We start from the raw sequence: 23,458 nt of genomic DNA, 5'->3' as shown, positions 1-23,458 counted from the left end.
GGGAAGTGAATATGAGCTTCGACGCCGATGAAGAAATCCTCCAGGACTTCCTGGTAGAGGCCGGCGAGATTCTCGAACTATTGTCCGAGCAACTCGTGGAGCTGGAAAGCAGCCCCGATGACATGGCGTTGCTCAATGCGATTTTTCGCGGGTTCCATACGGTCAAGGGCGGTGCCGGGTTCCTCCAGCTGCATGAGCTGGTGGAGTGCTGCCATATCGCCGAAAACGTCTTCGACATCCTGCGCAAGGGTGAGCGTCGAGTCGATTCCGAACTGATGGATGTCGTTCTGCAGGCGCTCGACGCCGTGAACGCGATGTTCAGCCAGGTCCGCGAGCGCGTCGAGCCGACGCCAGCCTCGCGTGAGTTGCTTGCGGCGCTGGCACGTCTGGCGGAGCCAGCCTCGGCTGATGAGCCAGCGCCGGCAGTCGAACCGCAGGTCGTGGCCGAATCCCGGTCCGAGGGCGCCGATAGCGAATTCGAACAGATGCTCGATGCCATTCAGCCGGCCGCCAGCGAGCCGGCTGCGGCCGAAGTAGCGACTGGCCCTGCCACCGACGAGATTACCGACGACGAATTCGAGTCGCTGCTCGACCAGCTGCATGGCAAGGGACAATTCTCTGCCGCTGCGGGTGCCTCGATGCCTGCCGAGAGCGAGTTCGTTGCTGCGCCGACCAGTGACGAAATCACCGATGACGAATTTGAAGCCTTGCTGGACCAGCTGCATGGCAAGGGCAAGTTCGAAGCGGCCCCGGCTGAACCCGCTGCGCCAGCAAGCGCCGAACCGGCAAAAGGCGGTGGTCCAGCTGGTGCAGCTGACGAGATCACCGACGACGAGTTCGAAGCACTGCTCGATCAACTGCATGGCAAGGGCAAGTTCGAGCCTGCGGTCGTCGAGACTCCGGCTGAACCTGCTGCGGCTGTTCCGATCAAACCGGCGCCCAAGCCTGAGCCTGCCCGTGCTGCTGCTCCGGCCAAGGCCGCTCCGGCAGCTGCGGTGAGCAAGCCGGCCGCTGCTGGTCCTGCGGAAAAGCCTCCGGCCGAGGCCGAGACCACCGTGCGCGTCGATACCGCACGCCTGGACGAGATCATGAACATGGTCGGCGAGCTGGTGCTGGTGCGTCTGGTACGCCTGGGCTCCAACAGCGGCGACGAGGCGATGGCCAAGGCCGTCTCCAACCTCGACGTGGTGACGGCCGATCTGCAGAGTGCGGTGATGAAGACCCGCATGCAGCCGATCAAGAAGGTCTTCGGTCGCTTCCCGCGCCTGGTCCGCGACCTGGCTCGCAGCCTGAAGAAAGAGATCAACCTCGAGCTCGTTGGTGAAGAAACCGACCTCGACAAGAACCTGGTCGAAGCCCTGGCCGATCCGCTGGTGCACCTGGTGCGTAACGCGGTCGACCACGGTATCGAGATGCCCGAGGAGCGCGAAGCCGCCGGCAAGCCGCGTACCGGGCGGGTGGTGCTTTCCGCCGAGCAGGAAGGCGACCACATCCTGTTGATCATCAGTGATGACGGTAAGGGTATGGATGCCAACGTCCTGCGCGCCAAGGCCGTCGAGAAAGGCATGCTGGAGAAGGATGCCGCCGATCGCCTGAGCGATCTGGAGTGTTACAACCTGATCTTCGCGCCGGGCTTTTCGACCAAGACCGAAATTTCCGACGTGTCCGGCCGCGGTGTCGGCATGGACGTGGTCAAGACCAAGATTTCCCAGCTCAACGGCACGGTGAACGTGTTCTCCACCAAGGGCCAGGGCTCGCGTGTGGTGATCAAGGTGCCGCTGACCCTGGCGATCATGCCGACCCTGATGGTCATGCTCGGCAACCAGGCCTTCGCCTTCCCGCTGGTCAACGTCAACGAGATCTTCCACCTCGACCTGTCGCGGACCAACGTCGTCGATGGCCAGGAAGTGGTGATCGTCCGCGACAAGGCGCTGCCGCTGTTCTACCTCAAGCGCTGGCTGGTCAACGATGCGGCTCAGGAAGAGCAGCGTGAAGGCCATGTAGTAATTCTCAGCGTCGGCAATCAGAGCATCGGCTTCGTCGTCGATCAACTCGTGGGACAGGAAGAAGTGGTCATCAAGCCGCTTGGCAAGATGCTGCAGGGTACGCCTGGCATGTCCGGTGCGACGATCACCGGCGATGGCCGCATCGCGCTGATTCTCGATGTTCCCAGCATGCTCAAGCGCTACGCACGCAGGATTTGATTCAGTCAGGCAGCGCTTACCTCGGATGGGAGCGCTGCCGCTAGGAGTGATGTATGGCAGTCAAGGTCCTGGTCGTCGACGATTCCGGCTTCTTTCGTCGGCGCGTCTCGGAAATCCTTTCCTCTGATTCGAATATCCAGGTCGTCGGCACCGCCACCAACGGACGCGAGGCGATCGACCAGGTGCTGGCGTTGAAGCCGGATGTCATCACCATGGACTACGAGATGCCGATGATGGACGGCATCACGGCGGTGCGGCAGATCATGCAGCGCTGCCCCACACCGGTGTTGATGTTTTCCTCGCTCACGCACGAAGGCGCTCGGGTCACCCTCGATGCACTGGATGCCGGCGCCGTCGACTATCTGCCGAAGAACTTCGAAGACATTTCGCGTAATCCGGATAAGGTCAAGCAGCTGCTGTGCGAGAAGGTACATACCGTTTCGCGCAGCAACCGGCGCTACAGCACGTTCTGTACCTCGAGCGTAAGTACGCCGCCGGTATCCGCGCGTGGCACTGCCTCGACATTGGCTACTGCAGCGCCTCGGACCGGCGCTACAGCGCCAGCGCCCGCGGCGCCGGCAGCTCGTTCGCCGGCGCCCAAGCGCAAGGCGTATAAGCTGGTGGCCATCGGTACGTCTACTGGCGGTCCGGTGGCGCTGCAGCGTGTGCTCACTCAGCTCCCAGCGAATTTCCCCGCGCCGATCGTGCTCATCCAGCACATGCCGGCCGCGTTCACCAAAGCCTTCGCCGATCGTCTGGACAAGCTTTGCCGCATTCGTGTCAAGGAAGCCGAGGACGGCGACGTGCTGCGTCCGGGGCTTGCTTTGCTGGCACCGGGTGGCAAGCAGATGATGATCGACGGCCGCGGTGCGGTCCGCATCCTGCCGGGCGATGATCGCCTCAACTACAAGCCTTGCGTCGACGTTACCTTCGGTTCGGCCGCCAAGTCGTTTCACGACAAGGTGCTGGCGGTGGTGCTGACCGGCATGGGTGCCGATGGTCGCGAAGGCGCACGGTTGCTCAAGCAGAGCGGCAGCCAGGTGTGGGCGCAGGATGAAGCCAGCTGCGTGATCTATGGCATGCCGATGGCGGTGGTCAAAGCCAACCTGAGTGATGCGGTCTACGGGCTCGACGATATCGGTCGCAATCTGGCCGAGGCGTGCATCTGATGGAGGCCCGCCTCTAATGGACGTGCTCAGCCTGATCGGGCTGCTGTTGGCGTTCGTCGCCATCGTTGGAGGCAATTTTCTCGAGGGCGGCCATATCTCGGCGCTGCTCAATGGGCCGGCCGCGTTGATCGTGCTTGGCGGTACCCTGGGTGCCGTCCTGCTGCAGACGCCCATCGCCGTGTTCATGCGGGCGATGAGTATCGGTCGCTGGATATTCTTTCCGCCGCGCATCGATCTCGCGCGCGGCATCCTCATGGTCACTACCTGGAGCAATACTGCGCGCAAGGAGGGGTTGCTCGGCCTCGAACCGGTCGCCGAGACGGAGCCCGACCCATACGCGCGCAAGGGCCTGCAGTTGCTTGTCGATGGCGCCGAGCCGGAAGTGATTCGCAGCATCCTCGAGGTCGATCTGTATACCCAGGAGGGGCGTGACCTGCGCGCGGCCAAGGTCTACGAGAGCATGGGTGGCTACTCGCCGACCATCGGCATCATCGGCGCGGTAATGGGGTTGATCCACGTGATGGGCAATCTGGCCGATCCCAGCCAGCTGGGCAGCGGCATCGCCGTTGCGTTCGTGGCGACCATCTATGGCGTCGCTTTCGCCAACCTGCTGGTGCTGCCGGTCGGCAACAAGCTGAAGAGCGTCGTCCAGCGGCAGACCGCCTATCGCGAGATGCTGCTGGAGGGCGTGCTGTCCATCGCCGAGGGCGAAAATCCGCGTTCCATCGAGATGAAGCTGCAAGGCTTCATGGACTGACCGCCATGGCCAGACGCAGACCACCGGAAGAGCACGAGAATCACGAGCGATGGCTGGTGTCCTACGCCGACTTCATCACGCTGTTATTTGCCTTCTTCGTGGTGATGTACTCGATCTCCTCGATCAACGAGGGCAAGTACAAGATCCTCTCCGATTCGCTGGTCGGCGTGTTCAATCAGGTCGATCGTTCGGTCAAGCCCATCCCCATCGGTGAGGAGCGACCTCGGACCACCGAGGCGGATGTGTCCCAGGTCGAGGATCTGTCGGGCCCGGCTTCGTCGGCGGGGAAGCCGACCCTCGATCCGCTGGAGCGAATTGCGCAGAGCATGCGCGAGACGTTCGGCGAGCTGATCGCCAACGAGCAACTGACGATCCGTGGCAATGAGCTGTGGATCGAGATCGAACTCAACTCCAGCCTGCTGTTCCCCAGCGGCGATGCGCTTCCCAACGACCAGGCATTTCTGCTGATCGACAAGGTCGCCGGAATTCTGGCCCCTTTCGACAACCCGATCCATGTCGAAGGGTTTACCGACAATCTGCCAATCAGCACCAGCCAGTTCCCTACCAACTGGGAGCTGTCCGCAGCCCGCGCTGGCAGCGTTGTGAGGATGCTTGCAGCGCAGGGGGTGGACCCTTCGCGGATGGCAGCGGTGGGCTATGGCGAATTTCAGCCCGTGGCGGACAACGCGACGGCCGAAGGCCGGGCGCGCAACCGGCGGGTGATTCTGGTGGTGTCGCGTAATCTCGATGTGCGCCGGAGTGTCACCGGAATGGGCAGCAGCAATGTACGGCCTGACGATGCATTGCGTCGGGCTGGCACACAATCTGCACCGGCTGTGTCCATGTAAGCGCTTCAGGGCGCAGTCGTCAAAACACCGTCGCTTTGCCGTTTCAGGCAATGCCGTTCCGGTCAGCTTCGCCGGGTGGAAGATCAATGAGAGTCTGGGCTGTAGCCAATCAAAAGGGTGGGGTGGGCAAGACCACTACGTCGATCGCACTGGCGGGCTTGCTGGCCGATTCCGGCAAGCGCGTCGTCGTGCTGGATCTGGATCCGCATGGGTCGATGACCAGCTATTTCGGGCATGATCCCGATAACCTGGACCATAGCGTCTTCGATCTCTTCCAGCACCAGGGTACCGTGCCGGATGGCCTGCCGTGGCAGCTGCTGCTGGCCACCAGTCACGAGCGTATCTCGCTGATGCCTTCCAGTACCGTGCTGGCGACACTCGAGCGCCAGTCGCCCGGGCAGAACGGCCTCGGGCTGGTCATTGCCAAGAGCCTGTCGCAGCTTTGGCAGGACTTCGATTACGCCATCATAGACAGCCCGCCGCTGCTCGGTGTGCTGATGGTCAACGCGCTGGCTGCCAGTCAGCAGCTGGTGATTCCGGTGCAGACGGAGTTTCTGGCGATGAAGGGTCTCGAGCGAATGGTTAGCACGCTGTCGATGATCAACCGTTCGCGCAAGCAAGCGCTGCCTTACACCATCGTGCCGACCTTGTTCGACCGCCGCACCCAGGCCTCGATGAATACGCTCAAGGTACTGCGAGCCGGTTATGCCGATCATCTCTGGCCAGCGTTCATCCCGGTCGATACACGGCTGCGCGATGCCAGCCGCGCCGGCCTGGCGCCTTCGCAGTTCGATCCGACCAGTCGTGCGGTTCTTGCCTATCGGGCCTTGCTCAAGCATCTGCTGGCCTCGCAAGTGTCTCCGCAGGTGGCGTGAAGTGCCATGCCGCTCGGCGCCTGCCAGCTCAAGTTTGTCGCGCCAGTGGCCGATAGCCTGTTCAGATTCTCATAACGAGTTCGTTCCATGAGCCGCACCGTCCTAACCGAAACCCGATCCCAGCAGGCGCTGCAGTCCTATCTCGATGGGCTGTTGCAGGACGCTGCCATCGAACTGGCCGACTCGGTCAGTCAGGACGAATTCCAGGCGGCCGTGCTCGAGGAGCAACTGCGTGATACGCGGCAGAGCCAACCGCCGCGTCTTGAAATAGTCCAGCCGGCGCCGCCGCCCGTGGTGGAAGCGCCTCTGACGATGCCTTCGGTGCCGACTCTTGAGCCGGTCGTGGCGCTCGAGGTTGCGCCGCAGCTGCCCAGCGAGCCAGTCGAAGCCGTGCCTGACGCCCATCCGGGTTGGGGTGAGGAGCCTTTCGAGTGTCTGCTGTTCGATGTGGCAGGGTTGACCCTGGCGGTGCCGCTGGTGTGCCTGGGCTCCATCTATCCGCTGGCCGGGCAGGAACTGACGCCGCTGTTCGGTCAGCCCGACTGGTTTCTTGGCATACTGCCGAGCCAGTCAGGCAATCTGAAGGTGCTGGACACCGCGCGCTGGGTGATGCCTGATCGGTATCGTGACGACTTCCGCGAGGGGTTGCAGTACGTGATCTCGGTTCAGGGCTACGAATGGGGGCTGGCGGTCCATCAGGTCAGTCGCTCGATTCGCCTCGACCCCAGTGAGGTCAAGTGGCGTACGCAGCGCAGCCAGCGTCCATGGCTGGCCGGTACGGTAATCGAGCATATGTGCGCGCTGGTCGACGTGACTGCGCTGGCCGAGCTGATCGCCAGTGGCGCTGTGAAACAGATGCAGGGCGCGACGAAGCCGCGGACGCATTGAAAGCAAACAATTGACGGTCGCGCCTGTTGCGCGGCCCGGCGATAGAATCGACCGCCATTGCGGTAACTGAAGAAGGTGGGGCTATGAAGATGACGTCTGCGCAGGGTTCCGAAGATCCTGTACTGCAATGGGTGACCTTCCGTCTGGACAACGAGACGTACGGTATCAACGTGATGCAGGTCCAGGAGGTGTTGCGTTATACCGAGATCGCGCCGGTACCGGGTGCTCCGAGCTATGTGCTCGGCATCATCAACCTGCGCGGCAATGTGGTGACGGTGATCGACACGCGTCAGCGTTTCGGCCTGGAAACCGCGTCGGTATCGGACAATACTCGAATCGTGATCATCGAGGCGGATCGTCAGGTCATCGGCATCATGGTCGATAGCGTTGCCGAGGTGGTCTATCTTCGCCAATCCGAGATCGAAACTGCGCCCAACGTCGGTAATGATGAGTCGGCCAAATTCATTCAGGGCGTCTGCAACAAGAACGGCGAGCTGCTGATTCTGGTCGAACTCGACAAGATGATGAGCGAAGAAGAATGGGCCGAGCTTGAGAGCATCTGATACATGCTGATCGCGTCGCTGGTCGCAGCGTTGGTTGCGCTGGCCTTCTGCTGTCTTGGGCTGCTGGGCTTCTGCCTGTGGCTGCTCAGGCGGCAGCGGTTTCTGGCCGAACAACAGCAGCAACGCGATGCGAACAGGGATAAGCGCATCAAGGAGCTGAGCAGCCGCCTGGATGCCTATCTGGAAGGCAGCTTGCGCATGGGCGATGAGTTGCGTGAGTTGAGTCGCACGCTGGCGCCGTTGCCGGACAAGCTCACCCAGCTGGAACAGCGCGACCCCAACAACTTCTCCTTCTCCCAGGCGGCCAAACTGGTCGGCATGGGCGCAAGCGTCGACGACCTGACGCAGTCCTGTGGCCTGTCGCAATCCGAAGCGGAGCTGATGAGCAAACTGCATCAGGCTCGCAAGAAACCCTGATTGCGGTTTTTCCGTCGACTGGTCGTCCCTTCCGGACCTTGTGCCGGAACCTCCCACACTCTGCACATTCCAATCCGTATCAGCTTGGCATTGCTGAGCTTGTCCAGGTCCCATGCTTGGGACGAGGAGGGCAATGATGCGGCTTACTCTCATTCTGTTGCTGTTCCTGGTTTCGCTTGGCGCTCAGGCCGTCGAGGCGCCAGACGATGTGGACGGCGCAATGACCGTAAACGTCTTTCAAGCCAAGCGCCTTCATGAACTGGGCGCCGTCTTCATCGATGTGCGTGCCGACCGCGAATGGTTATGGGGCCACGTGGAAGGCGCCGTGCACTTCGATCTGGCCAGTGATTTCGTCAGCCTGGCCGGGCCGGAGTGGCCGCGTGAGCTTCCGCTGGTGATTTACTGCGACAGCGAAATCTGCCCGCGCAGCGCGGAAGCCGCAAGAATGGCCGTGGCCTGGGGCTACCAGCGGGTGTTCTATTTTCGTGCCGGCTATTTCGCCTGGCAGCTGCACGATCTCCCTCAGGTCACTGGTGAAGATCGTGCAGCCGTCGTACTCAACGCGCAGGCCCACTGAGTTGCGGCAGGGGCGGCGCTGGTTCGCCTGAGCTCCGTTCGTGGAACCCTGGCGGGCATTTGCCCTTGAGGTACCAGGCAAAGGCGATGATCTCCGCGATGGTGCGGTATAACGCTTCCGGGATCTCGTCGCCCAGCTCCAGTTTGGCCAACAATCTCACCAGATCGGCGTTCTCGTAGATCGGCACCTCATGTTCCCGAGCGATGGCGAGGATCGTCTCGGCCAGCTCGTCATCACCCTTGGCGCTCAGACTTGGCGCGTTGACACCGTCATAGCTGAGCGCGATTGCCTGGCGTGGCTGCTTGTCGGTCATGCCTTTTCGTCCACGAAGCGTTGCTCCAGATTGGTGCTCGGACCCTGCGGTGGCGTTCCTTGCCTGCAGCTCAGTTCTCCGACACTCAGCCCGGCTGCCTGTAGGCGCTCACGCAGATGGGTAAGTTCGGTCGCCACCAACTGGGCCGTGGCACTGCGCTCGGCCCACAGCTGGCTGGTGAGGGTGCCGCGCGTCAACTGTGCTTGAACTTGCAGTGGCCCGAGTGGTGCGACATCGAATGCGAGTTCGATCTTCCAGAGCGGCTCGCCACGCTCCTTTTCCTGCTTTCTCGGCTCTTCTTCGCGCTGCAGCTTGATTTGCAGCGGCACGATATCGCGCTGGTCGCGCATTGGCAGCTCCAGCTGCCAGGTGGTGAGGAGGGCGCCGTCCGGGCCGATTTGTGTCTGCGCGAGACTGGACAGTTGATGGGTCTGCAGCCTGGATACCGCGGCGGCTGCGAGCTTGAGCAGCATTTCGAGGTCGGCTTCTTCTTCCAGGCCAGGCGGCAGTCGGGTTGGTAGCGGGAACCCCAGCGCGAGCTGACGGACATTGCTTTGCGCCAGGGAGCCCAGCGCTTGCCGCGCAAATGCAGGCAACGACTGGCCCATGGCGGCACTGGCCTGGGCGCTGGCCAGCGGCGTGCTACCTGGAAGATTGGGCATTTGCGCCAGTAGGCGCAGCAGCCCAGCCTTGAGGTCGCCCTGCAGTCCTTCGGTTTGCCCGGCCAGCAAGCGCGCCTCAAGGAACACGCCGCTCCTGGCCAGCGCTGCGGCGAGTGCCTTGGCATCGCCCAGTTGCTGCATTTGGGGTATCAGCCCCAGCAGTTTTTCGGCGGCGCCGCGCAGCCCCTCGGGGAGAGCCCCGGTACCACCCTGTAGAGCCTTGAACAGGCCTTCCAGCGAGGCCTGGCGGTTGTGTTGGGCGCCCAGTTGCTCGCCGAGATGCAGCTGATCGAGGCGTCCGCTCAGCGGAAGGAATGCGAGGGATTGGTCGCCCTTGACCTGCGCTGTCAGCAGGCTGCCGAGTGCCAGCGGGTTGGCTGATTCGATATTCAGCTTCTGTCCAGCGACGGGGCTGTTGAGCAGGCTGATGACCGCCTTGAAGATCTTCTGCCCGTCCTCCGATTGCTGTTGACTGGTCGCCACGACACGGCCCTGGATGACGCTGCCGACCGGCAGTTGCTGAAGGTCGATCATCGAGGCGGGCTGGCGCCCGGCGATCTGTGGAGCGGCCAGCAACCGGGTGTCGGACAGGGCGGTGATGACGTATGCGGTGCCGGGTGGCGGCGCCTTGTTGCTGCTGACCTCGACGGTCGCCTGGCGCCCGCTGCCCATGGTCAGCCGCAGCACCAGCCGAAATGCCTGCGCCGCTTCCCTGATGCTGACTACCTCCGCTTCGGCGTTTTCGCCAGCCGCCAGAAGGCCTTGCATTGGTTGCAGCAGTTTCAAAGCAAGGTCATTCGCCGCTGCCGCCTGGCGCGGCGCGCTGCTTGGGGGCAGGGCAGTGGTACTCTTGATCTCGGTCATCTTTCCTCAAATGCTCTTACAACCTTTCGCGTTCGCGGCCCTCGGCACCAAAGGTTGCCATGTATAATTCCGCCCGCCTGGCCCTGCTTCCTGAGTATAGCGGCCAGGCCTTTTTCATCTTGAGGTGTCGCCAGCCGTGTCAACTCCCTTTCTCGAAGCCGTAGCCCTCGCTTGCGAACGGGATTGGCGGCTGCTTTTCGACAAGCTGGATCTGCGTCTCGAGAGTGGGGAAATGCTGCAGATTTCCGGGCCCAATGGCAGCGGCAAAACCAGTCTGCTGCGCCTGCTATGCGGCCTGATGCAACCAACCGCAGGCGAGGTGCTGCTCAAGGGCCGGTCGCTCAGCGCTCAGCGTGGTGAACTGGCACGCAACCTGTTGTGGATCGGCCATGCTGCTGGCATCAAGGGCTTGCTGACAGCTGAGGAGAATCTCACCTGGCTCTGTGCGTTGCACCAGCCGGCCAGCCGCGAGGCGATATGGCATGCACTTGCCGAAGTGGGACTGCGCGGGTTCGAAGACGTGCCCTGTCATACCCTTTCTGCTGGCCAGCAGCGCCGCGTGGGGTTGGCGCGTCTGTATCTCTCGCCACCGCCGCTGTGGATTCTCGATGAGCCATTTACCGCCCTCGACAAACATGGCGTGGCTCAGCTTGAGAGGCATCTCGCAGCGCATTGCGAGCAGGGCGGACTGGTCGTACTGACCACTCACCACAGCCTGACGGAAAAGCCTACCGGCTACTGTGAGCTCGATCTGGGACAGCGAGCCGCATGAGCAGCGTATTCACTCTTCTGCTGGCGCGCGAGACGCGTCTGCTGTTCCGTCGCCCGGCTGAGCTGGCCAACCCGCTGGTGTTCTTCGCCATCGTTATCGCGTTGTTCCCGCTTGCGGTAGGGCCGGAGACTCAGCTTCTGCAAACCATCTCTCCCGGCTTGGTCTGGGTGGCAGCACTATTGGCCGTTCTGCTGTCACTGGATGGTCTTTTTCGCAGTGATTTCGAAGATGGCTCGCTCGAGCAGTGGGTCGTTTCGCCGCACCCGCTCGCGCTCCTGGTTCTCGCCAAGGTACTGGCGCACTGGGCTTTTTCCGGGTTGGCGCTGGTGCTGCTGGCGCCGCTGTTGGGCTTGATGTTGGGTCTGCCGCTTGGGACCATTCCGGTGCTGCTGGTTTCACTGTTGCTGGGGACGCCGATTCTGAGTCTGCTCGGTGCGGTGGGCGCGGCGTTGACGGTAGGATTGAAGCGGGGTGGCTTGCTGCTGGCGTTGCTCATCCTGCCGCTCTACATCCCGGTACTGATTCTCGGCAGCGGCGCCCTGCAAGCGTCGTTGCAAGGTCTGCCGGCAGTCGGTCACCTGCTTTGGCTGGCCAGTCTGACTGCGTTGGCCGTTACCCTTACACCCTTTGCGATAGCTGCCGGGCTGAAGATCAGCGTTGGCGAATAGCGACACACCCAGATGGCCGGTGCTCACACCCGGTCGACGTAACGAATCTCGGGGCCTGCATTTGCAAGGTCCCGCTGGACGACGAGTCATCCGATGAACTGGACATGGTTTCACAAGCTGGGCTCACCCAAATGGTTCTACGAGATCAGCGGCCGCTGGCTGCCCTGGCTTGCCTGGGCAGCCGTGCTGCTGGTCAGCGTCGGTGTGGTCTGGGGTCTGGCGTTCGCGCCTGAGGATTACCAGCAGGGCAACAGCTTCCGGATCATCTATATCCACGTGCCGGCTGCGTTTCTCGCTCAGTCGATCTACGTGATGCTTGCCGTGGCGGGGGTGGTCGGGCTCGTCTGGAAGATGAAGCTGGCCGATGTGGCTCTGCAGCAGGCCGCCCCCATCGGCGCCTGGATGACCTTTATCGCCCTGTTGACCGGCGCGGTCTGGGGCAAGCCGACCTGGGGTGCCTGGTGGGTATGGGACGCGCGGCTGACCTCGATGCTCATCCTGCTGTTTCTGTACTTCGGCATCATTGCGCTCGGACAGGCGATCAGCAATCGTGACAGCGCGGCCAAGGCGTGCGCTGTGCTGGCCATCGTTGGAGTGGTGAACATCCCGATCATCAAGTATTCGGTGGAGTGGTGGAACACGCTGCACCAGCCGGCAACGTTCACCGTCACCGAAAAACCGGCGATGCCAGTGGAAATGTGGCTGCCGCTCCTGGTGATGGTGATCGGCTTCTACTGCTTCTTCACCGTGGTGCTGCTGATGCGCATGCGCCTGGAAGTGCTGCGTCGCGAATCGCGCGCCAGCTGGGTGAAGAATGAGGTCAAGGCTCTGGTAGGAAACAACTCGTGAACTTTTCATCCTTCGCGGATTTCATCGCCATGGGCAATCATGGCGTGTACGTCTGGACGTCCTATGGCATCAGCCTGGCTGTCCTGATTCTCAACGTCGCGCTGCCAGCCTTGGCACGCCGGCGTTACCTGCAAGATGAGGCGCGTCGTTTGCGCCGGGAGGAGTCGAAGTGAATCCGGTGCGCAAGAAGCGTCTTTTCATCGTCCTGGCGATCCTCGCCGGTGTCGGTATCGCCGTGGCGCTGGCGTTGTCCGCTCTGCAGCAGAACATCAACCTGTTCTACACACCGACCCAGATCGCAGCGGGGGAGGCTCCTGAGGGCACCCGGATTCGAGCAGGCGGCCTGGTCGAAGAGGGTTCGGTGAAGCGTACCAACGACTCACTCAGCGTCGCCTTCCGTGTCACTGATGGCGCCAAGGCGATCACTATCACTTACCAGGGAATTCTCCCGGACCTGTTCCGCGAAGGGCAGGGTATCGTCGCGCTGGGTCGGGTCAATTCCGAGGGTGTTCTGGTTGCCGACGAAGTGCTGGCCAAGCATGACGAAAACTACATGCCGCCCGAAGTAACTCAGGCGCTGGAGAAGAGCGGCATGATGAAGCACTACGAGGGCGGTAAGCAGGAGTACGCGAAATGATTCCCGAGCTCGGCCATCTGGCGATGATTCTGGCGCTGTGCCTGGCAGTGGTCCAGGCCACGCTGCCGCTGATCGGTGCTTGGCGCGGTGACCGACAGTGGATGGGCCTGGCCCAACCAGCGGCCTGGGGTCAGTTCGCCTTTCTCGGTTTCTCCTTCGCCTGCCTGACCTACGCCTTCATGGTCGACGATTTCTCCGTTGCCTACGTCGCCCACAACTCCAACAGTGCCTTGCCCTGGTACTACAAGTTCAGCGCAGTCTGGGGCGCTCACGAAGGCTCCTTGCTGCTGTGGGCCTTCATCCTGGCCGGCTGGACCTTTGCCGTGGCGATCTTCTCCCGCCAGCTACCGGAAGACATGCTGGCGCGCGTGCTCGGCGTCATGGGTTTGATCAGCATCGGTTTCCTGCTCTTTCTTATCGTCACCTCGAACCCCTTCGAGCGGCTGCTGCCGCAGGTTCCAATGGATGGACGTGACCTCAATCCACTACTGCAGGATTTCGGTTTGATCGTCCACCCGCCCATGCTTTACATGGGGTACGTGGGTTTCTCGGTGGCGTTCGCCTTTGCGATCGCCGCGTTGCTCGGTGGTCGCCTTGACGCGGCCTGGGCACGCTGGTCGCGTCCTTGGACGCTCGTCGCCTGGGCCTTCCTCGGCCTGGGCATCGCCCTTGGCTCCTGGTGGGCCTATTACGAGCTCGGCTGGGGCGGCTGGTGGTTCTGGGATCCGGTGGAAAACGCTTCCTTCATGCCATGGCTGGTCGGTACGGCGCTGATTCACTCCTTGGCAGTGACCGAGAAGCGCGGCGTGTTCAAGAGCTGGACCGTGTTGCTGGCAATCGCGGCGTTCTCGCTGAGCCTGCTTGGGACCTTCCTGGTCCGTTCCGGCGTGCTGACGTCGGTGCACGCGTTTGCTACCGATCCCGAGCGTGGCGTGTTCATTCTGATCTTTCTGCTGATGGTGGTAGGCGGCTCGCTGACGCTGTTTGCCATGCGCGCGCCTGTGGTCAAAAGCCAGGTCGGGTTCGGCCTGTGGTCGCGCGAGACTCTGCTGCTAGTCAATAACCTGCTGTTGGTCGTCGCCACGGCGATGATTCTCCTCGGCACGCTCTATCCGCTGCTGCTGGACGCATTGTCCGGTGCCAAGCTTTCCGTCGGCCCACCGTACTTCAATGCGATGTTCGTTCCGCTGATTGGCGCGCTGATGCTGACGTTGGGTGTCGGAATCCTGGTGCGCTGGAAGGACACTCCGCTGAAGTGGTTGCTCGGCATGCTCACGCCAGTGCTGATCACCAGCGTAGTGCTTGGTGGTCTGGGCTCGTTGCTGTTCGGTGACTTCAACTGGGCGGTGCTTGCAGTGTCCTTGCTGGCGGCCTGGGTGGTGATCGCTGGCGTCCGTGATCTGCTGGACAAGACGCGCCACAAGGGTTTGTTCAAGGGCATGCGCAGCCTCGCGCCAAGCTACTGGGGCATGCATCTGGCGCACCTCGGGCTGGCGGTCTGTGCCATTGGCGTGGTACTCACCAGCCACCAAAGTGCGGAGCGCGATCTGCGCCTGGCTCCTGGGGAGTCGCTGTCACTTGGCGGCTATGAGTTCGTCTTCGAAGGCGCGGTGCATCACGAAGGACCTAACTTCACGTCGGACAAGGCGACCATTCGCGTGCTCGACGGCGACAAGCAGATCGCCACGCTGCACCCGGAAAAGCGCCTGTACACCGTGCAGCAAATGCCGATGACCGAGGCGGGTATCGATGCGGGCTTCACCCGCGACCTTTATGTCGCGCTGGGTGAGCCGCTGGGTGATGGGGCGTGGGCCGTGCGTGTTCACATCAAGCCCTTCGTTCGCTGGATCTGGCTCGGAGCGCTGATGATGGGGCTCGGCGGTGTGCTGGCGGCGAGTGATCGTCGTTATCGAGTCAAGGTGAAGACCCGCGTGCGCGAAGCGCTGGGCATGGCCGCACAAGGAGCCTGATGTGAAACGATTGCTGATGTTGCTGCCGCTGGTGATTTTCCTGGTGGTTGCAGTGTTCCTTTATCGCGGCCTGTTCCTCGATCCTTCCGAGCTGCCTTCGGCGCTGATCGGCAAGCCACTACCGGCATTCTCGCTGCCGTCGGTGGAAGACGAGCAGCGCGTCATCACCGCCGAGGACCTCAAGGGCAAGCCGGCGCTGGTCAACGTGTGGGCGACCTGGTGTGTCGCCTGCAAGGTCGAGCACCCAGTGCTGAACCGTCTTGCAGCTCAGGGTGTGGTGATTCATGGAGTCAACTACAAGGACGACAACGCCGCGGCGTTGAAGTGGCTCAACGAGTTCCACGATCCTTATCAGCTGAACATCCGCGACGAACGCGGCAGTCTTGGGCTGGATCTGGGAGTCTATGGTGCTCCTGAAACCTTCCTCATCGACAAGCAGGGCATCATCCGCCACAAGTTCGTCGGCGTGATCGACGATCGGGTCTGGCGAGAACAGCTGGCAGCGCTCTATCAGGAGCTGGTGGACGAATGAAACGACTGATCTGCGGCGCGCTGCTTGGTCTGTTCCTGGTCACGACCGCCCAGGCAGCAATCGATACCTATGAATTCAGGGACGAAGCCGAGCGTGAGCGCTACCGCACCCTAACCGAAGAGCTGCGCTGTCCGAAGTGCCAGAACCAGAACATCGCCGATTCCAACGCGCCGATCGCCATGGATCTGCGCCAGGAAATCTTCCGCATGTTGGAAGAGGGCAAAAGCAATGACCAGATCGTCGACTATCTCGTCGATCGCTACGGCGATTTCGTTCGGTACAAGCCGCCGGTAAACGCGAAAACCATGCTGCTCTGGTATGGGCCGGCTGGCTTGCTGGTCCTCGGCTTCGGCGTGCTGACCGTGATTCTGGTGCGTCGTCGCCGGGTCGAAAAGGCACCTGCATTAACCCTTTCCGAGACCGAGCGCGAACGTCTCGCCCAGCTTCTGGATAAAAAAGACTCATGATCGATTTCTGGATAGCCGCCGGCGCCTTGCTGCTGGTGGCATTGGCCTTTTTGTTGCTACCCATCCTGCGTGGCCGTCGAGCCCAGGCCGAAGAAGATCGTACGGCGCTGAACGTTGCCTTGTATGAAGAGCGCCTTGCCGAGTTGACCTCTCAGCACTCTGCCGGAACCTTGACCGCCGAGCAGTTGGAGGCTGGGCGAGCAGATGCTGCACGCGAGCTGTTGGAGGACACCGAGAATAGCGACAAGCCGCGAATCGCCCAGCTTGGTCGCAGCGTTCCGCTGATTGCGGCGGTTCTGGTGCCCCTGATGGGCTACGGGCTTTATATGTATTGGGGCGCCAGCGACAAAGTTCAGATGGCTCGACAGTTTTCGGAGCAGCCTCGCACAGTCGAAGAAATGACCGCTCATCTAGAGCAGGCCGTACAGGAGCAGCCGGATTCTGCCGAAGCCTGGTACTTCCTGGGTCGTACTTATATGAACCAGGAGCGTCCAGCCGACGCGGCCAAGGCTTTCGGGCGCGTGGTGGAAATTGCGGGCCGTCAGCCCGAGCTGCTCGGTCAGCTGGCGCAGGCGCTGTATTTTGCCGGTGACCGTCAGTGGTCCGATAAGCTGCAAGCCCTTACTGACGAAGCGCTGCAGGGCGATCCGCAGGAAGTGACCAGTCTCGGCCTGCTTGGCATCGCGGCATTCGAGGAAGCGCGTTATCCGGATGCCGTGCGCTTCTGGGAGCAACTGGTTGCGGCGCTTCCCGAAGAAGATCCTTCGCGCGAAGCGATCCGTGGCGGCATCGAGCGGGCGCGGCAGCAGATCGAAGGGGGCAGTTCCACCACCGAACAGGCATCAGCGGCAAGCGAGAAGGCTGATGCCGCAGGGGCCACGCTGCAGATTCAGGTTGCGCTGGATCCGAAGGTGGCGGAATCGGTTTCGCCGCAGGATACGGTTTTCGTATTCGCTCGCGCAGTAGCGGGGCCACCCGTTCCGCTGGCAGCAAAGCGCCTGACGATTGCCGATCTGCCTGCAACCGTCACGCTTGGCGATGCCGATGCGATGGTGCCTTCGATGAAGATCTCCAGCGTCGAGCAGGTCACGGTAATGGCGCGGGTCTCCCGTTCCGGCGACGCAACAAAAGGTGAGTGGATGGGTCAAAGCGAAGCGCTTGATACTGCGAGCGATAACGCCATTGATCTGGTGATCGACCGCGCCGAGGCTCCCTGAACACCCATGAGGTAGAGATGCACACGAATTCGTCAGCACACCCGCTTAGGCTTGCGCGGTTCGGCCCGCGGGTCGTACTGCTCGGATTGACATTGGCGCTCGGCGCTTGCGCAGGTAATCCCTACGGTTCCGCGCCTCAGGGGCCTGCTCCAAGTCCGGTGCCGCGTGCGCCCGAGCCCAGTGGGCCGGTTATCTCACCCCCTCCTATCAAGGCGCCACCGGCACCCAGGGCTCCAACTACCCAGAAGAGCCATCCGCGTTATGCGCCGCCACCGCACGTGGCTGCGCACTGGGACAATCGTCTCGGGGTCTATGTCGTGGAGGGGCGTGATCTCTTTTACCGGGAGCGCCTGTATTACCGGTGGGATGGCGACTGGTACTGTGCTGGGCGCCCCGATGGCCCGTGGGAGCCGGTCGCGCCGCCCAGTGTTCCGCCGGGTCTTCGTGACCGCTATTGATGTTAGTCCTCGGCAGCAGGCGCTAACTTTTTGCGCTTCAGCCTAAAGGCGGCTTGCCTATTGCCGATAAAGGTTCAGCACCGTTGCACTGCAACGTTCCCAGCTGGCTCGGCCTATGCCGTCCATCGGGCTCATGCCCCGGAGTCGATAATGAATGCTTCCGTCAAGCGCCTCGAAGAAACTGGTTCCGCTCTACGCGATGCGCTGACGCAGCAGGACTGGGCCGCAATCAGTATGCTGGATCGCGAGTGCCGTAATGCCGTCGACGAGGCGATGCAGGCACATGAACGCGACAACGGCGTGGTTCGTCAGCGGTTGCAGGAGCTTCTTGATCTGTATGGTGAGCTGGTAATGACCTGCCAGATTGAACAGGCACGGGTCGCAAGCGAGCTGCGTCAGCTGAATCAGTCTCAACAGGGTACCAAGGTCTACCAGCTGTTCGCCTAAGCGTGGCCTCAGGCCCGACAGCTTCAAATTCTTCCAAGGATCACTGGGGCTGAATTCTTCCTCAATATTTATCATTACAAAGTATGTGGCATTATGCCGCTACCCTTTTGTTGGCGAGCGGCTAATTGGCGCTTATTGCCTGGTAAATACCTATCTTCGCGGTCATCGTGCACCGAAGTCTTCAAATCGATCTTGAGGTGTCTCTCAAGGTACTGATTTTTGGCTCGTTCTTTGGTCGCTAATTCACGCCATAAATTTGACTCAGTTCATTTTTTCATTAATCTACGTTCCATCTGCCATCAGTGTGATCGCCGTTCTTCCATGGATGCGAGCGCAGGCTTTCTTTCAGCTTCTTTAGAGCCCTATAAACAAGATGTGGCGTGAAACCAAGATTTTGTTGATAGACGATGATCACGACCGCCGGCGCGACCTGGCCGTCATCCTGAACTTTCTCAGCGAGGATCATTTGGCTTGTTCAAGCAGTGAATGGCAGGAGGCGGTCGCCGCCCTCGAGTCCAGCCGTGTTGTCAACGGTGTCATGCTGGGCGACGTGTCCTCCAAGGGCGGCGCTGTCGAACTGATCAAGCAGATGGGCAAATGGGATGAGAATGTCCCGCTGATGCTGATCGGTGAGCCCGCTCCGGCGGACTGGCCGGACGATCTGCGACGCCGAGTGCTGACCAGCCTGGAAATGCCACCCAGCTATAACAAGCTGCTCGACTCCCTGCACCGTGCGCAGGTCTATCGCGAGATGTACGACCAGGCAAAGTCCCGTGGTCGCCAGCGCGAGCCCAATCTTTTCCGCAGCCTGGTCGGCACCAGCCGAGCGGTGCAGCACGTCCGGCAGATGATGGAACAGGTCGCCGACACCGAAGCCAGTGTGCTGATTCTTGGTGAATCCGGCACCGGCAAGGAAGTGGTTGCGCGAAATCTGCACTATCACTCGAAGCGGCGTCAGGGGCCTTTTGTACCTGTCAATTGCGGAGCGATTCCGGCGGAGTTGCTGGAAAGCGAACTGTTTGGTCACGAGAAGGGCGCCTTTACCGGTGCGATTACTGCTCGCGCGGGTCGTTTCGAGCTTGCCGAGGGCGGCACACTGTTTCTCGATGAGATAGGCGACATGCCGTTGCCGATGCAGGTCAAACTGCTGCGGGTTCTGCAGGAGCGCACCTTCGAGCGTGTTGGCAGCAACCGTACGCAGAATGCCGATGTGCGCATCATCGCGGCGACGCATAAGGACCTGGAGAAAATGATCGAGGAGGGGACCTTCCGCGAGGACCTCTACTATCGTCTGAATGTCTTCCCCATCGAGATGGCGCCGCTACGGGAGCGTGTCGAGGATATCCCGTTGCTGATGAACGAGCTGATCTCGCGCATGGAGCATGAAAAGCGCGGCTCTATACGTTTCAACTCGGCTGCAATCATGTCGCTATGCCGGCACGACTGGCCGGGTAATGTCCGCGAGCTGGCCAACCTGGTAGAGCGCATGGCGATCATGCACCCCTATGGCGTTATCGGGGTAATGGAGCTGCCGAAGAAGTTTCGCCACGTCGACGACGATGATGAGCAGTACGCGACCAGCCTGCATGATGAGATGGAGGAGCGTGCGGCAATCAGTGCGCCAATGGTAGTACCCGAAGCTCAGGCGATGCTGCCGATCGAGGGTCTGGATCTCAAGGAATACCTCGGCAATCTGGAGCAGGGGCTTATTCATCAGGCTCTCGAAGATGCTGGTGGCGTGGTGGCTCGGGCGGCCGAGCGGTTGAGGATTCGCCGAACCACGCTGGTCGAGAAAATGCGCAAGTACGGCATGAATCGTCGCGACGACGATATGGGCGACTAGCACGCTGCTAGCGGTTCTAAAAAGACGTTCAAAAAGGCCACCTGGATCAGGTGGCTTTTTTCGTTTGGCATGGTCGTGCCGATGGCGGGACGTGCTGAGTGCCGGGCACGAAGATTGCTGGTCCCCGTCAACCGACTTTCTTTTGACAGGCGCAAGCGACCCGTGAATTCCGTCACCAAGCCATCCGAAAGTTCATTCGATGCCCTAGACGTGCTGGCGCTGACTCGATCGCTGGAGCTCTTTCGTCAGGTATCCGGACAGCTTGGTGAATCCGAGGAGCTATTGCAGGTACGCGTCGCCGAGCTCAAGGGGCAACTTGCCGAGGCCGGCGAGCTTCGACGACAGGAGCTGGAGGAGAAAGAGCGTCTCGCGCAGCGATTGCAGAGCGTTCTCGACCTGCTGCCAGGTGGCGTCATCGTGATCGATGGGCAGGGTGTAGTGCGCGATGCGAACCCGGTTGCTCTTGAGCTGTTGAGCGATCCACTCGTGGGGCACCCCTGGCGCGAGGTGATTGGCCGCTGTTTTGCACCGCGGCGGGACGACGGGCACGAGATATCGCTACGCAATGGTCGCCGCCTATCCATCGCTACGCGCTCGCTTGCCGGGGAACCTGGTCAGCTGGTACTGCTCACCGACCTTACCGAGACCCGCCGACTCCAGGATCAGCTGGCGCGCCATGAACGGCTGTCGTCGCTAGGGCGCATGGTGGCTTCGCTTGCCCACCAGATTCGCACTCCGCTGTCCACCGCGTTGCTATATGCCAGTCACCTCGAGCAGGGGGGGCTGAGCGAACAGCAACAGCAGCGCTTCGCCGGTAGCCTCAAGGCTCGTCTGCACGAACTGGAGCATCAGGTCCGTGACATGCTGATCTTCGCCCGCGGTGATCTGCCGCTGAACGACCGACTGAGTCCGGCTGCGCTGTTGTCGGCGCTGCGTTCGGCCGGCGAGCCACGTCTGCACGGCGCCAGCGTGCGCTGGCAGTGTGACGTGCAGGGGGTGGAGGTGTTGTGCAATCGCGATACGTTGGTCGGAGCATTGCTCAATCTCATCGAAAATGCGTTACAGGCCAGCGTCGGGGCGCCGCGTCTGAAGGTCCACCTGTATCGCCGCGACGAAACGGTGCGGATGTGCATAAGCGACTGCGGTAAAGGCATCGACGCCGAAACACTGGGCCGGTTGGGCGAGCCGTTTTTCACCACCCGAACCACGGGAACCGGCCTGGGTCTGGCAGTGGCCAAGGCCGTTGCCCGAGCCCATCAAGGTGACCTGCAGTTGCGCTCGCGGCCAGGCCGCGGAACCTGTGCGCTGATGAGCCTGCCGCTGATTCCCGCCACTCACAAACCGGAGTGACCTGTATGGCCGCCACGATACTTCTCGTCGAAGACGATCACGCCCTGCGCGAAGCCCTGGGCATCACGCTGCAGCTTGGGGGCTACGAGTACCGTGCCGTCGATTGCGCCGAAGCGGCCTTGTGTGCGCTGCAGGAAGAGTCATTCGGCCTGGTCATCAGTGACGTGAACATGCCCGGCATGGACGGCCACGAACTGCTCTCGCTGGTTCGGCAACGCTATCCGCAGGTGCCCGTGCTGCTGATGACCGCCTTTGGCGCGGTAACGAGGGCGGTGGATGCGATGCGCCAGGGCGCTGTCGATTATCTGGTCAAGCCGTTCGAGCCAGGCACATTGCTTGAGCTCTTGGGGCGTCATGTGAACGGCATCGCTGCTACCGAGGCAGAGGGGCCGGTGGCGCTCGAGCCGTCCAGCCAGCAGCTGCTGGCTCTTGCCCGGCGGGTGGCGCAAAGTGACTCCACTGTACTGATCTCCGGTGAGTCAGGTACTGGCAAGGAGGTGCTGGCGCGCTATATCCATCAGCAGTCACCGAGGCACGGCAAGCCATTTATTGCCATCAATTGCGCTGCCATTCCAGACAACATGCTCGAGGCAACCCTGTTCGGGCATGAGAAGGGCGCTTTCACCGGCGCGATTGCCAGTCAGCCTGGCAAGTTCGAGCAGGCCGACGGCGGTACTTTACTGCTCGACGAGATATCCGAGATGCCGTTGGGGTTGCAGGCGAAACTGCTACGTGTGCTGCAGGAGCGAGAGGTCGAGCGGGTCGGTGGGCGGAAGCCTATCGCTCTGGATATTCGTGTGCTCGCCACCACCAACCGTGATCTCGCTGGCGAGGTAGCGGCGGGTCGCTTCCGTGAGGACCTCTATTACCGTCTTTCGGTCTTCCCACTGGCGTGGTCGCCGCTGAGGCAGCGCCCGGCCGATATTCTGCCGCTCGCCGAACGCCTGTTGGTCAGCCACGCCAGGAAGATGCGCCAGGCGCCTGCGCGGCTTTCGGCCGAGGCGCAGCGCTGCCTGGTGGCGCACGCGTGGCCGGGCAACGTACGCGAACTGGACAACGCGATACAGCGAGCGTTGATTCTTCAGCAGAGCGGCGTGATCCAGCCGCAGGATCTGTGCCTGGCGGGTGTGGGCGGTGTCACCAGCTTGCCTGTCGCCAGCAGCGCGGCACAACCGTGCGAGGGCGCTGCAGGGGAGGCGGGGGCCTGTTCGGGGCTGGGGGATGATCTGCGCCGCCGCGAGTTTCAGTTGATCATCGATACCCTGCGTGCCGAACGTGGACGGCGCAAGGAGACGGCTGATCGACTGGGCATCAGTGCGCGCACCCTGCGTTACAAGCTGGCGCAGATGCGCGACGCCGGGATGGATGTCGAGGCATCGCTCTACGCGGGCTGAGCGCGCTCCCCTCAACCTCGCTCTGATAAGCTGCCGCCATCCTCATGATGGAGATTTCCAGGTGCACAAAGACTTCTGGCAGGAGCGCTGGGCTCGCAACGAGATTGGTTTCCACCTTGACGATGTTCATCCCGGCATGCGTCGCCACTGGCCGCGACTGGCGTTGCCTGATGGTGCGATGGTGCTGGTGCCGTTGTGCGGCAAGAGTCTGGATCTGGCCTGGCTGGCCGGGCAAGGGTTCAATGTCGTGGGGGTGGAGCTGAGTGAGAAGGCTGTAGACGCATTTTTTTCCGAGCAGCAGCTCGAAGCTGAAATTTCCCAGCGTGGGCCGTTCAAGGTCTATCGCTCCGATACCCTGGAGATCCGTTGCGGCGACTTTTTCGCGCTCAGTGCGGCCGATGTCCTCGGCTGCCAGGCGGTCTATGATCGCGCCGCCTTGATCGCATTGCCGCACGCGATGCGTCAGCGGTACGCGGCACTGATGTCGAGCATCCTCCCGGCCGGCTGTCAGCAGCTTCTGGTTACGCTGGATTATGACCAAGCAGAGATGGAAGGCCCGCCCTTCGCGGTGGGTACGAGTGAGGTGCGCGACCTGTACGCCGCTGAGTGGAGCGTGGAACTGCTGGAAGCCAAGGAAGTGCTGGAGCGTAATCCGCGGATGCGCGAGCGCGGTCTGACGCGGCTCGAGGAGCACTTCCATTGGCTGCAACGGCGGGG

26 protein-coding genes are annotated in these 23,458 nt (G+C 61.8%); 24 read left to right on the top strand and 2 right to left on the bottom strand.

From position 1 onward, the window contains the following. Window positions 1-11 precede the first annotated feature (11 nt). The 9 genes from F753_RS44880 (at window position 12) to F753_RS44840 (ending at window position 8,298) form a co-directional block, all read left to right on the top strand. On the top strand, window positions 12-2,204 hold the full coding sequence (locus F753_RS44880) for a chemotaxis protein CheA (RefSeq protein WP_023446678.1): 2,193 nt from the start codon (window positions 12-14) through the stop codon (window positions 2,202-2,204). Window positions 2,205-2,257: 53 nt separating this feature from the next. After that, window positions 2,258-3,373 carry a protein-glutamate methylesterase/protein-glutamine glutaminase gene (locus tag F753_RS44875; RefSeq protein ID WP_023446677.1) on the top strand — a complete coding sequence of 372 codons (1,116 nt, stop codon included), beginning with the start codon at window positions 2,258-2,260 and terminating at the stop codon, window positions 3,371-3,373. Between the two features lie 16 nt (window positions 3,374-3,389). Next, window positions 3,390-4,130: a flagellar motor protein gene (locus tag F753_RS44870; RefSeq protein WP_014820846.1), complete on the top strand. Its 741-nt coding sequence runs from the start codon at window positions 3,390-3,392 to the stop codon at window positions 4,128-4,130. A 5-nt stretch (window positions 4,131-4,135) separates the two neighbouring features. Further along, window positions 4,136-4,978 carry a flagellar motor protein MotD gene (gene motD / locus F753_RS44865; protein ID WP_023446676.1) on the top strand — a complete coding sequence of 281 codons (843 nt, stop codon included), beginning with the start codon at window positions 4,136-4,138 and terminating at the stop codon, window positions 4,976-4,978. A gap of 86 nt (window positions 4,979-5,064) precedes the next feature. Next, window positions 5,065-5,853, top strand: coding sequence for a ParA family protein (locus tag F753_RS44860; protein WP_031298305.1), 789 nt, complete (start codon window positions 5,065-5,067; stop codon window positions 5,851-5,853). A gap of 87 nt (window positions 5,854-5,940) precedes the next feature. Further along, entirely contained in the window at window positions 5,941-6,741 is an 801-nt protein-coding gene (locus F753_RS44855) for a CheW domain-containing protein (protein WP_023446674.1), read from the top strand. Window positions 6,742-6,824: 83 nt separating this feature from the next. Next, complete coding sequence (locus F753_RS44850; protein WP_014820842.1) at window positions 6,825-7,304, top strand: chemotaxis protein CheW; 480 nt, start codon at window positions 6,825-6,827, stop codon at window positions 7,302-7,304. A gap of 3 nt (window positions 7,305-7,307) precedes the next feature. Then, window positions 7,308-7,721 (top strand): DUF2802 domain-containing protein, encoded by a 414-nt coding sequence (locus tag F753_RS44845; RefSeq protein ID WP_023446673.1) that lies wholly within the window; start codon window positions 7,308-7,310, stop codon window positions 7,719-7,721. Window positions 7,722-7,857: 136 nt separating this feature from the next. Then, window positions 7,858-8,298 (top strand): rhodanese-like domain-containing protein, encoded by a 441-nt coding sequence (locus F753_RS44840; RefSeq protein WP_023446672.1) that lies wholly within the window; start codon window positions 7,858-7,860, stop codon window positions 8,296-8,298. Here F753_RS44840 and F753_RS44835 read toward each other — a convergent pair. Both F753_RS44835 and fliK read right to left on the bottom strand, forming a co-directional pair. Beyond that, on the bottom strand, window positions 8,279-8,611 hold the full coding sequence (locus F753_RS44835) for an EscU/YscU/HrcU family type III secretion system export apparatus switch protein (protein WP_023446671.1): 333 nt from the start codon (window positions 8,609-8,611) through the stop codon (window positions 8,279-8,281). The genes F753_RS44840 and F753_RS44835 overlap by 20 nt on opposite strands. Next, entirely contained in the window at window positions 8,608-10,137 is a 1,530-nt protein-coding gene (gene fliK, locus F753_RS44830) for a flagellar hook-length control protein FliK (RefSeq protein ID WP_023446670.1), read from the bottom strand. The genes F753_RS44835 and fliK overlap by 4 nt, the downstream gene beginning before the upstream one ends. Before the next feature lie 136 nt (window positions 10,138-10,273). On the opposite strand from fliK, the gene ccmA reads away from it, so the two are divergent. From ccmA to F753_RS44755, 15 genes are all read left to right on the top strand, one after another. Further along, entirely contained in the window at window positions 10,274-10,909 is a 636-nt protein-coding gene (gene ccmA, locus F753_RS44825) for a cytochrome c biogenesis heme-transporting ATPase CcmA (RefSeq protein ID WP_014820837.1), read from the top strand. Continuing rightward, window positions 10,906-11,577, top strand: coding sequence for a heme exporter protein CcmB (gene ccmB, locus F753_RS44820; RefSeq protein ID WP_014820836.1), 672 nt, complete (start codon window positions 10,906-10,908; stop codon window positions 11,575-11,577). Before ccmA ends, ccmB begins: the two co-directional genes overlap by 4 nt. Window positions 11,578-11,670: 93 nt before the next feature. Further along, window positions 11,671-12,426 (top strand): heme ABC transporter permease, encoded by a 756-nt coding sequence (locus tag F753_RS44815; protein ID WP_003299562.1) that lies wholly within the window; start codon window positions 11,671-11,673, stop codon window positions 12,424-12,426. Next, entirely contained in the window at window positions 12,423-12,599 is a 177-nt protein-coding gene (gene ccmD / locus F753_RS44810; protein WP_014820835.1) for a heme exporter protein CcmD, read from the top strand. The genes F753_RS44815 and ccmD overlap by 4 nt, the downstream gene beginning before the upstream one ends. Further along, the gene (gene ccmE / locus F753_RS44805) at window positions 12,596-13,063 is read left to right on the top strand and encodes a cytochrome c maturation protein CcmE (RefSeq protein ID WP_014820834.1); all 468 of its coding nucleotides are present in this window, start codon (window positions 12,596-12,598) and stop codon (window positions 13,061-13,063) included. Before ccmD ends, ccmE begins: the two co-directional genes overlap by 4 nt. Next, complete coding sequence (locus tag F753_RS44800; protein WP_023446668.1) at window positions 13,060-15,033, top strand: heme lyase CcmF/NrfE family subunit; 1,974 nt, start codon at window positions 13,060-13,062, stop codon at window positions 15,031-15,033. The genes ccmE and F753_RS44800 overlap by 4 nt, the downstream gene beginning before the upstream one ends. Before the next feature lies 1 nt (window position 15,034). Further along, window positions 15,035-15,565: a DsbE family thiol:disulfide interchange protein gene (locus tag F753_RS44795; RefSeq protein ID WP_014820832.1), complete on the top strand. Its 531-nt coding sequence runs from the start codon at window positions 15,035-15,037 to the stop codon at window positions 15,563-15,565. Then, complete coding sequence (locus F753_RS44790; RefSeq protein ID WP_023446667.1) at window positions 15,562-16,032, top strand: cytochrome c-type biogenesis protein; 471 nt, start codon at window positions 15,562-15,564, stop codon at window positions 16,030-16,032. Before F753_RS44795 ends, F753_RS44790 begins: the two co-directional genes overlap by 4 nt. Further along, a complete protein-coding gene (gene ccmI / locus F753_RS44785; RefSeq protein WP_023446666.1) occupies window positions 16,029-17,249 on the top strand; it encodes a c-type cytochrome biogenesis protein CcmI in 1,221 nt (406 codons plus the stop codon). Before F753_RS44790 ends, ccmI begins: the two co-directional genes overlap by 4 nt. 17 nt (window positions 17,250-17,266) lie before the next feature. After that, window positions 17,267-17,707, top strand: a complete 441-nt coding sequence (locus F753_RS50085; protein ID WP_041207339.1) for a hypothetical protein — start codon at window positions 17,267-17,269, stop codon at window positions 17,705-17,707. Window positions 17,708-17,857: 150 nt separating this feature from the next. Next, window positions 17,858-18,154: a flagellar protein FliT gene (gene fliT, locus F753_RS44775; protein ID WP_014820829.1), complete on the top strand. Its 297-nt coding sequence runs from the start codon at window positions 17,858-17,860 to the stop codon at window positions 18,152-18,154. A 373-nt stretch (window positions 18,155-18,527) separates the two neighbouring features. Continuing rightward, window positions 18,528-19,997 (top strand): sigma-54 dependent transcriptional regulator, encoded by a 1,470-nt coding sequence (locus tag F753_RS44770; RefSeq protein WP_023446665.1) that lies wholly within the window; start codon window positions 18,528-18,530, stop codon window positions 19,995-19,997. Window positions 19,998-20,159: 162 nt separating this feature from the next. Next, the gene (locus tag F753_RS44765) at window positions 20,160-21,347 is read left to right on the top strand and encodes a sensor histidine kinase (RefSeq protein WP_023446664.1); all 1,188 of its coding nucleotides are present in this window, start codon (window positions 20,160-20,162) and stop codon (window positions 21,345-21,347) included. 5 nt (window positions 21,348-21,352) lie between these two features. Next, a complete protein-coding gene (locus F753_RS44760) occupies window positions 21,353-22,741 on the top strand; it encodes a sigma-54-dependent transcriptional regulator (protein WP_023446663.1) in 1,389 nt (462 codons plus the stop codon). Between the two features lie 61 nt (window positions 22,742-22,802). Beyond that, a partial coding sequence (locus F753_RS44755; protein WP_023446662.1) for a thiopurine S-methyltransferase occupies window positions 22,803-23,458 on the top strand: 656 nt, incomplete at its 3' end.

Source organism: Stutzerimonas chloritidismutans AW-1 (genome assembly GCF_000495915.1).
In the GTDB taxonomy this organism is placed as follows: domain Bacteria; phylum Pseudomonadota; class Gammaproteobacteria; order Pseudomonadales; family Pseudomonadaceae; genus Stutzerimonas; species Stutzerimonas chloritidismutans.
This window is presented reverse-complemented; position numbering and strand designations above follow the sequence as displayed.

What these genes read in the sequence shown, in the direction of transcription:
- F753_RS44770 (WP_023446665.1), top strand. Translation starts at nt 18,528, where the DNA reads ATGTGGCGTGAAACCAAGATTTTGTTGATAGACGATGATCACGACCGC.
- F753_RS44845 (WP_023446673.1), top strand. Translation starts at nt 7,308, where the DNA reads ATGCTGATCGCGTCGCTGGTCGCAGCGTTGGTTGCGCTGGCCTTCTGC.
- F753_RS44880 (WP_023446678.1), top strand. Translation starts at nt 12, where the DNA reads ATGAGCTTCGACGCCGATGAAGAAATCCTCCAGGACTTCCTGGTAGAG.
- F753_RS44860 (WP_031298305.1), top strand. Translation starts at nt 5,065, where the DNA reads ATGAGAGTCTGGGCTGTAGCCAATCAAAAGGGTGGGGTGGGCAAGACC.
- F753_RS44835 (WP_023446671.1), bottom strand. Translation starts at nt 8,611, where the DNA reads ATGACCGACAAGCAGCCACGCCAGGCAATCGCGCTCAGCTATGACGGT.
- motD (WP_023446676.1), top strand. Translation starts at nt 4,136, where the DNA reads ATGGCCAGACGCAGACCACCGGAAGAGCACGAGAATCACGAGCGATGG.
- fliT (WP_014820829.1), top strand. Translation starts at nt 17,858, where the DNA reads ATGAATGCTTCCGTCAAGCGCCTCGAAGAAACTGGTTCCGCTCTACGC.
- F753_RS44790 (WP_023446667.1), top strand. Translation starts at nt 15,562, where the DNA reads ATGAAACGACTGATCTGCGGCGCGCTGCTTGGTCTGTTCCTGGTCACG.
- F753_RS44840 (WP_023446672.1), top strand. Translation starts at nt 7,858, where the DNA reads ATGCGGCTTACTCTCATTCTGTTGCTGTTCCTGGTTTCGCTTGGCGCT.
- F753_RS44875 (WP_023446677.1), top strand. Translation starts at nt 2,258, where the DNA reads ATGGCAGTCAAGGTCCTGGTCGTCGACGATTCCGGCTTCTTTCGTCGG.
- ccmI (WP_023446666.1), top strand. Translation starts at nt 16,029, where the DNA reads ATGATCGATTTCTGGATAGCCGCCGGCGCCTTGCTGCTGGTGGCATTG.
- F753_RS44800 (WP_023446668.1), top strand. Translation starts at nt 13,060, where the DNA reads ATGATTCCCGAGCTCGGCCATCTGGCGATGATTCTGGCGCTGTGCCTG.
- F753_RS44760 (WP_023446663.1), top strand. Translation starts at nt 21,353, where the DNA reads ATGGCCGCCACGATACTTCTCGTCGAAGACGATCACGCCCTGCGCGAA.
- ccmB (WP_014820836.1), top strand. Translation starts at nt 10,906, where the DNA reads ATGAGCAGCGTATTCACTCTTCTGCTGGCGCGCGAGACGCGTCTGCTG.
- fliK (WP_023446670.1), bottom strand. Translation starts at nt 10,137, where the DNA reads ATGACCGAGATCAAGAGTACCACTGCCCTGCCCCCAAGCAGCGCGCCG.
- F753_RS44850 (WP_014820842.1), top strand. Translation starts at nt 6,825, where the DNA reads ATGAAGATGACGTCTGCGCAGGGTTCCGAAGATCCTGTACTGCAATGG.
- F753_RS50085 (WP_041207339.1), top strand. Translation starts at nt 17,267, where the DNA reads ATGCACACGAATTCGTCAGCACACCCGCTTAGGCTTGCGCGGTTCGGC.
- F753_RS44855 (WP_023446674.1), top strand. Translation starts at nt 5,941, where the DNA reads ATGAGCCGCACCGTCCTAACCGAAACCCGATCCCAGCAGGCGCTGCAG.
- F753_RS44870 (WP_014820846.1), top strand. Translation starts at nt 3,390, where the DNA reads ATGGACGTGCTCAGCCTGATCGGGCTGCTGTTGGCGTTCGTCGCCATC.
- F753_RS44815 (WP_003299562.1), top strand. Translation starts at nt 11,671, where the DNA reads ATGAACTGGACATGGTTTCACAAGCTGGGCTCACCCAAATGGTTCTAC.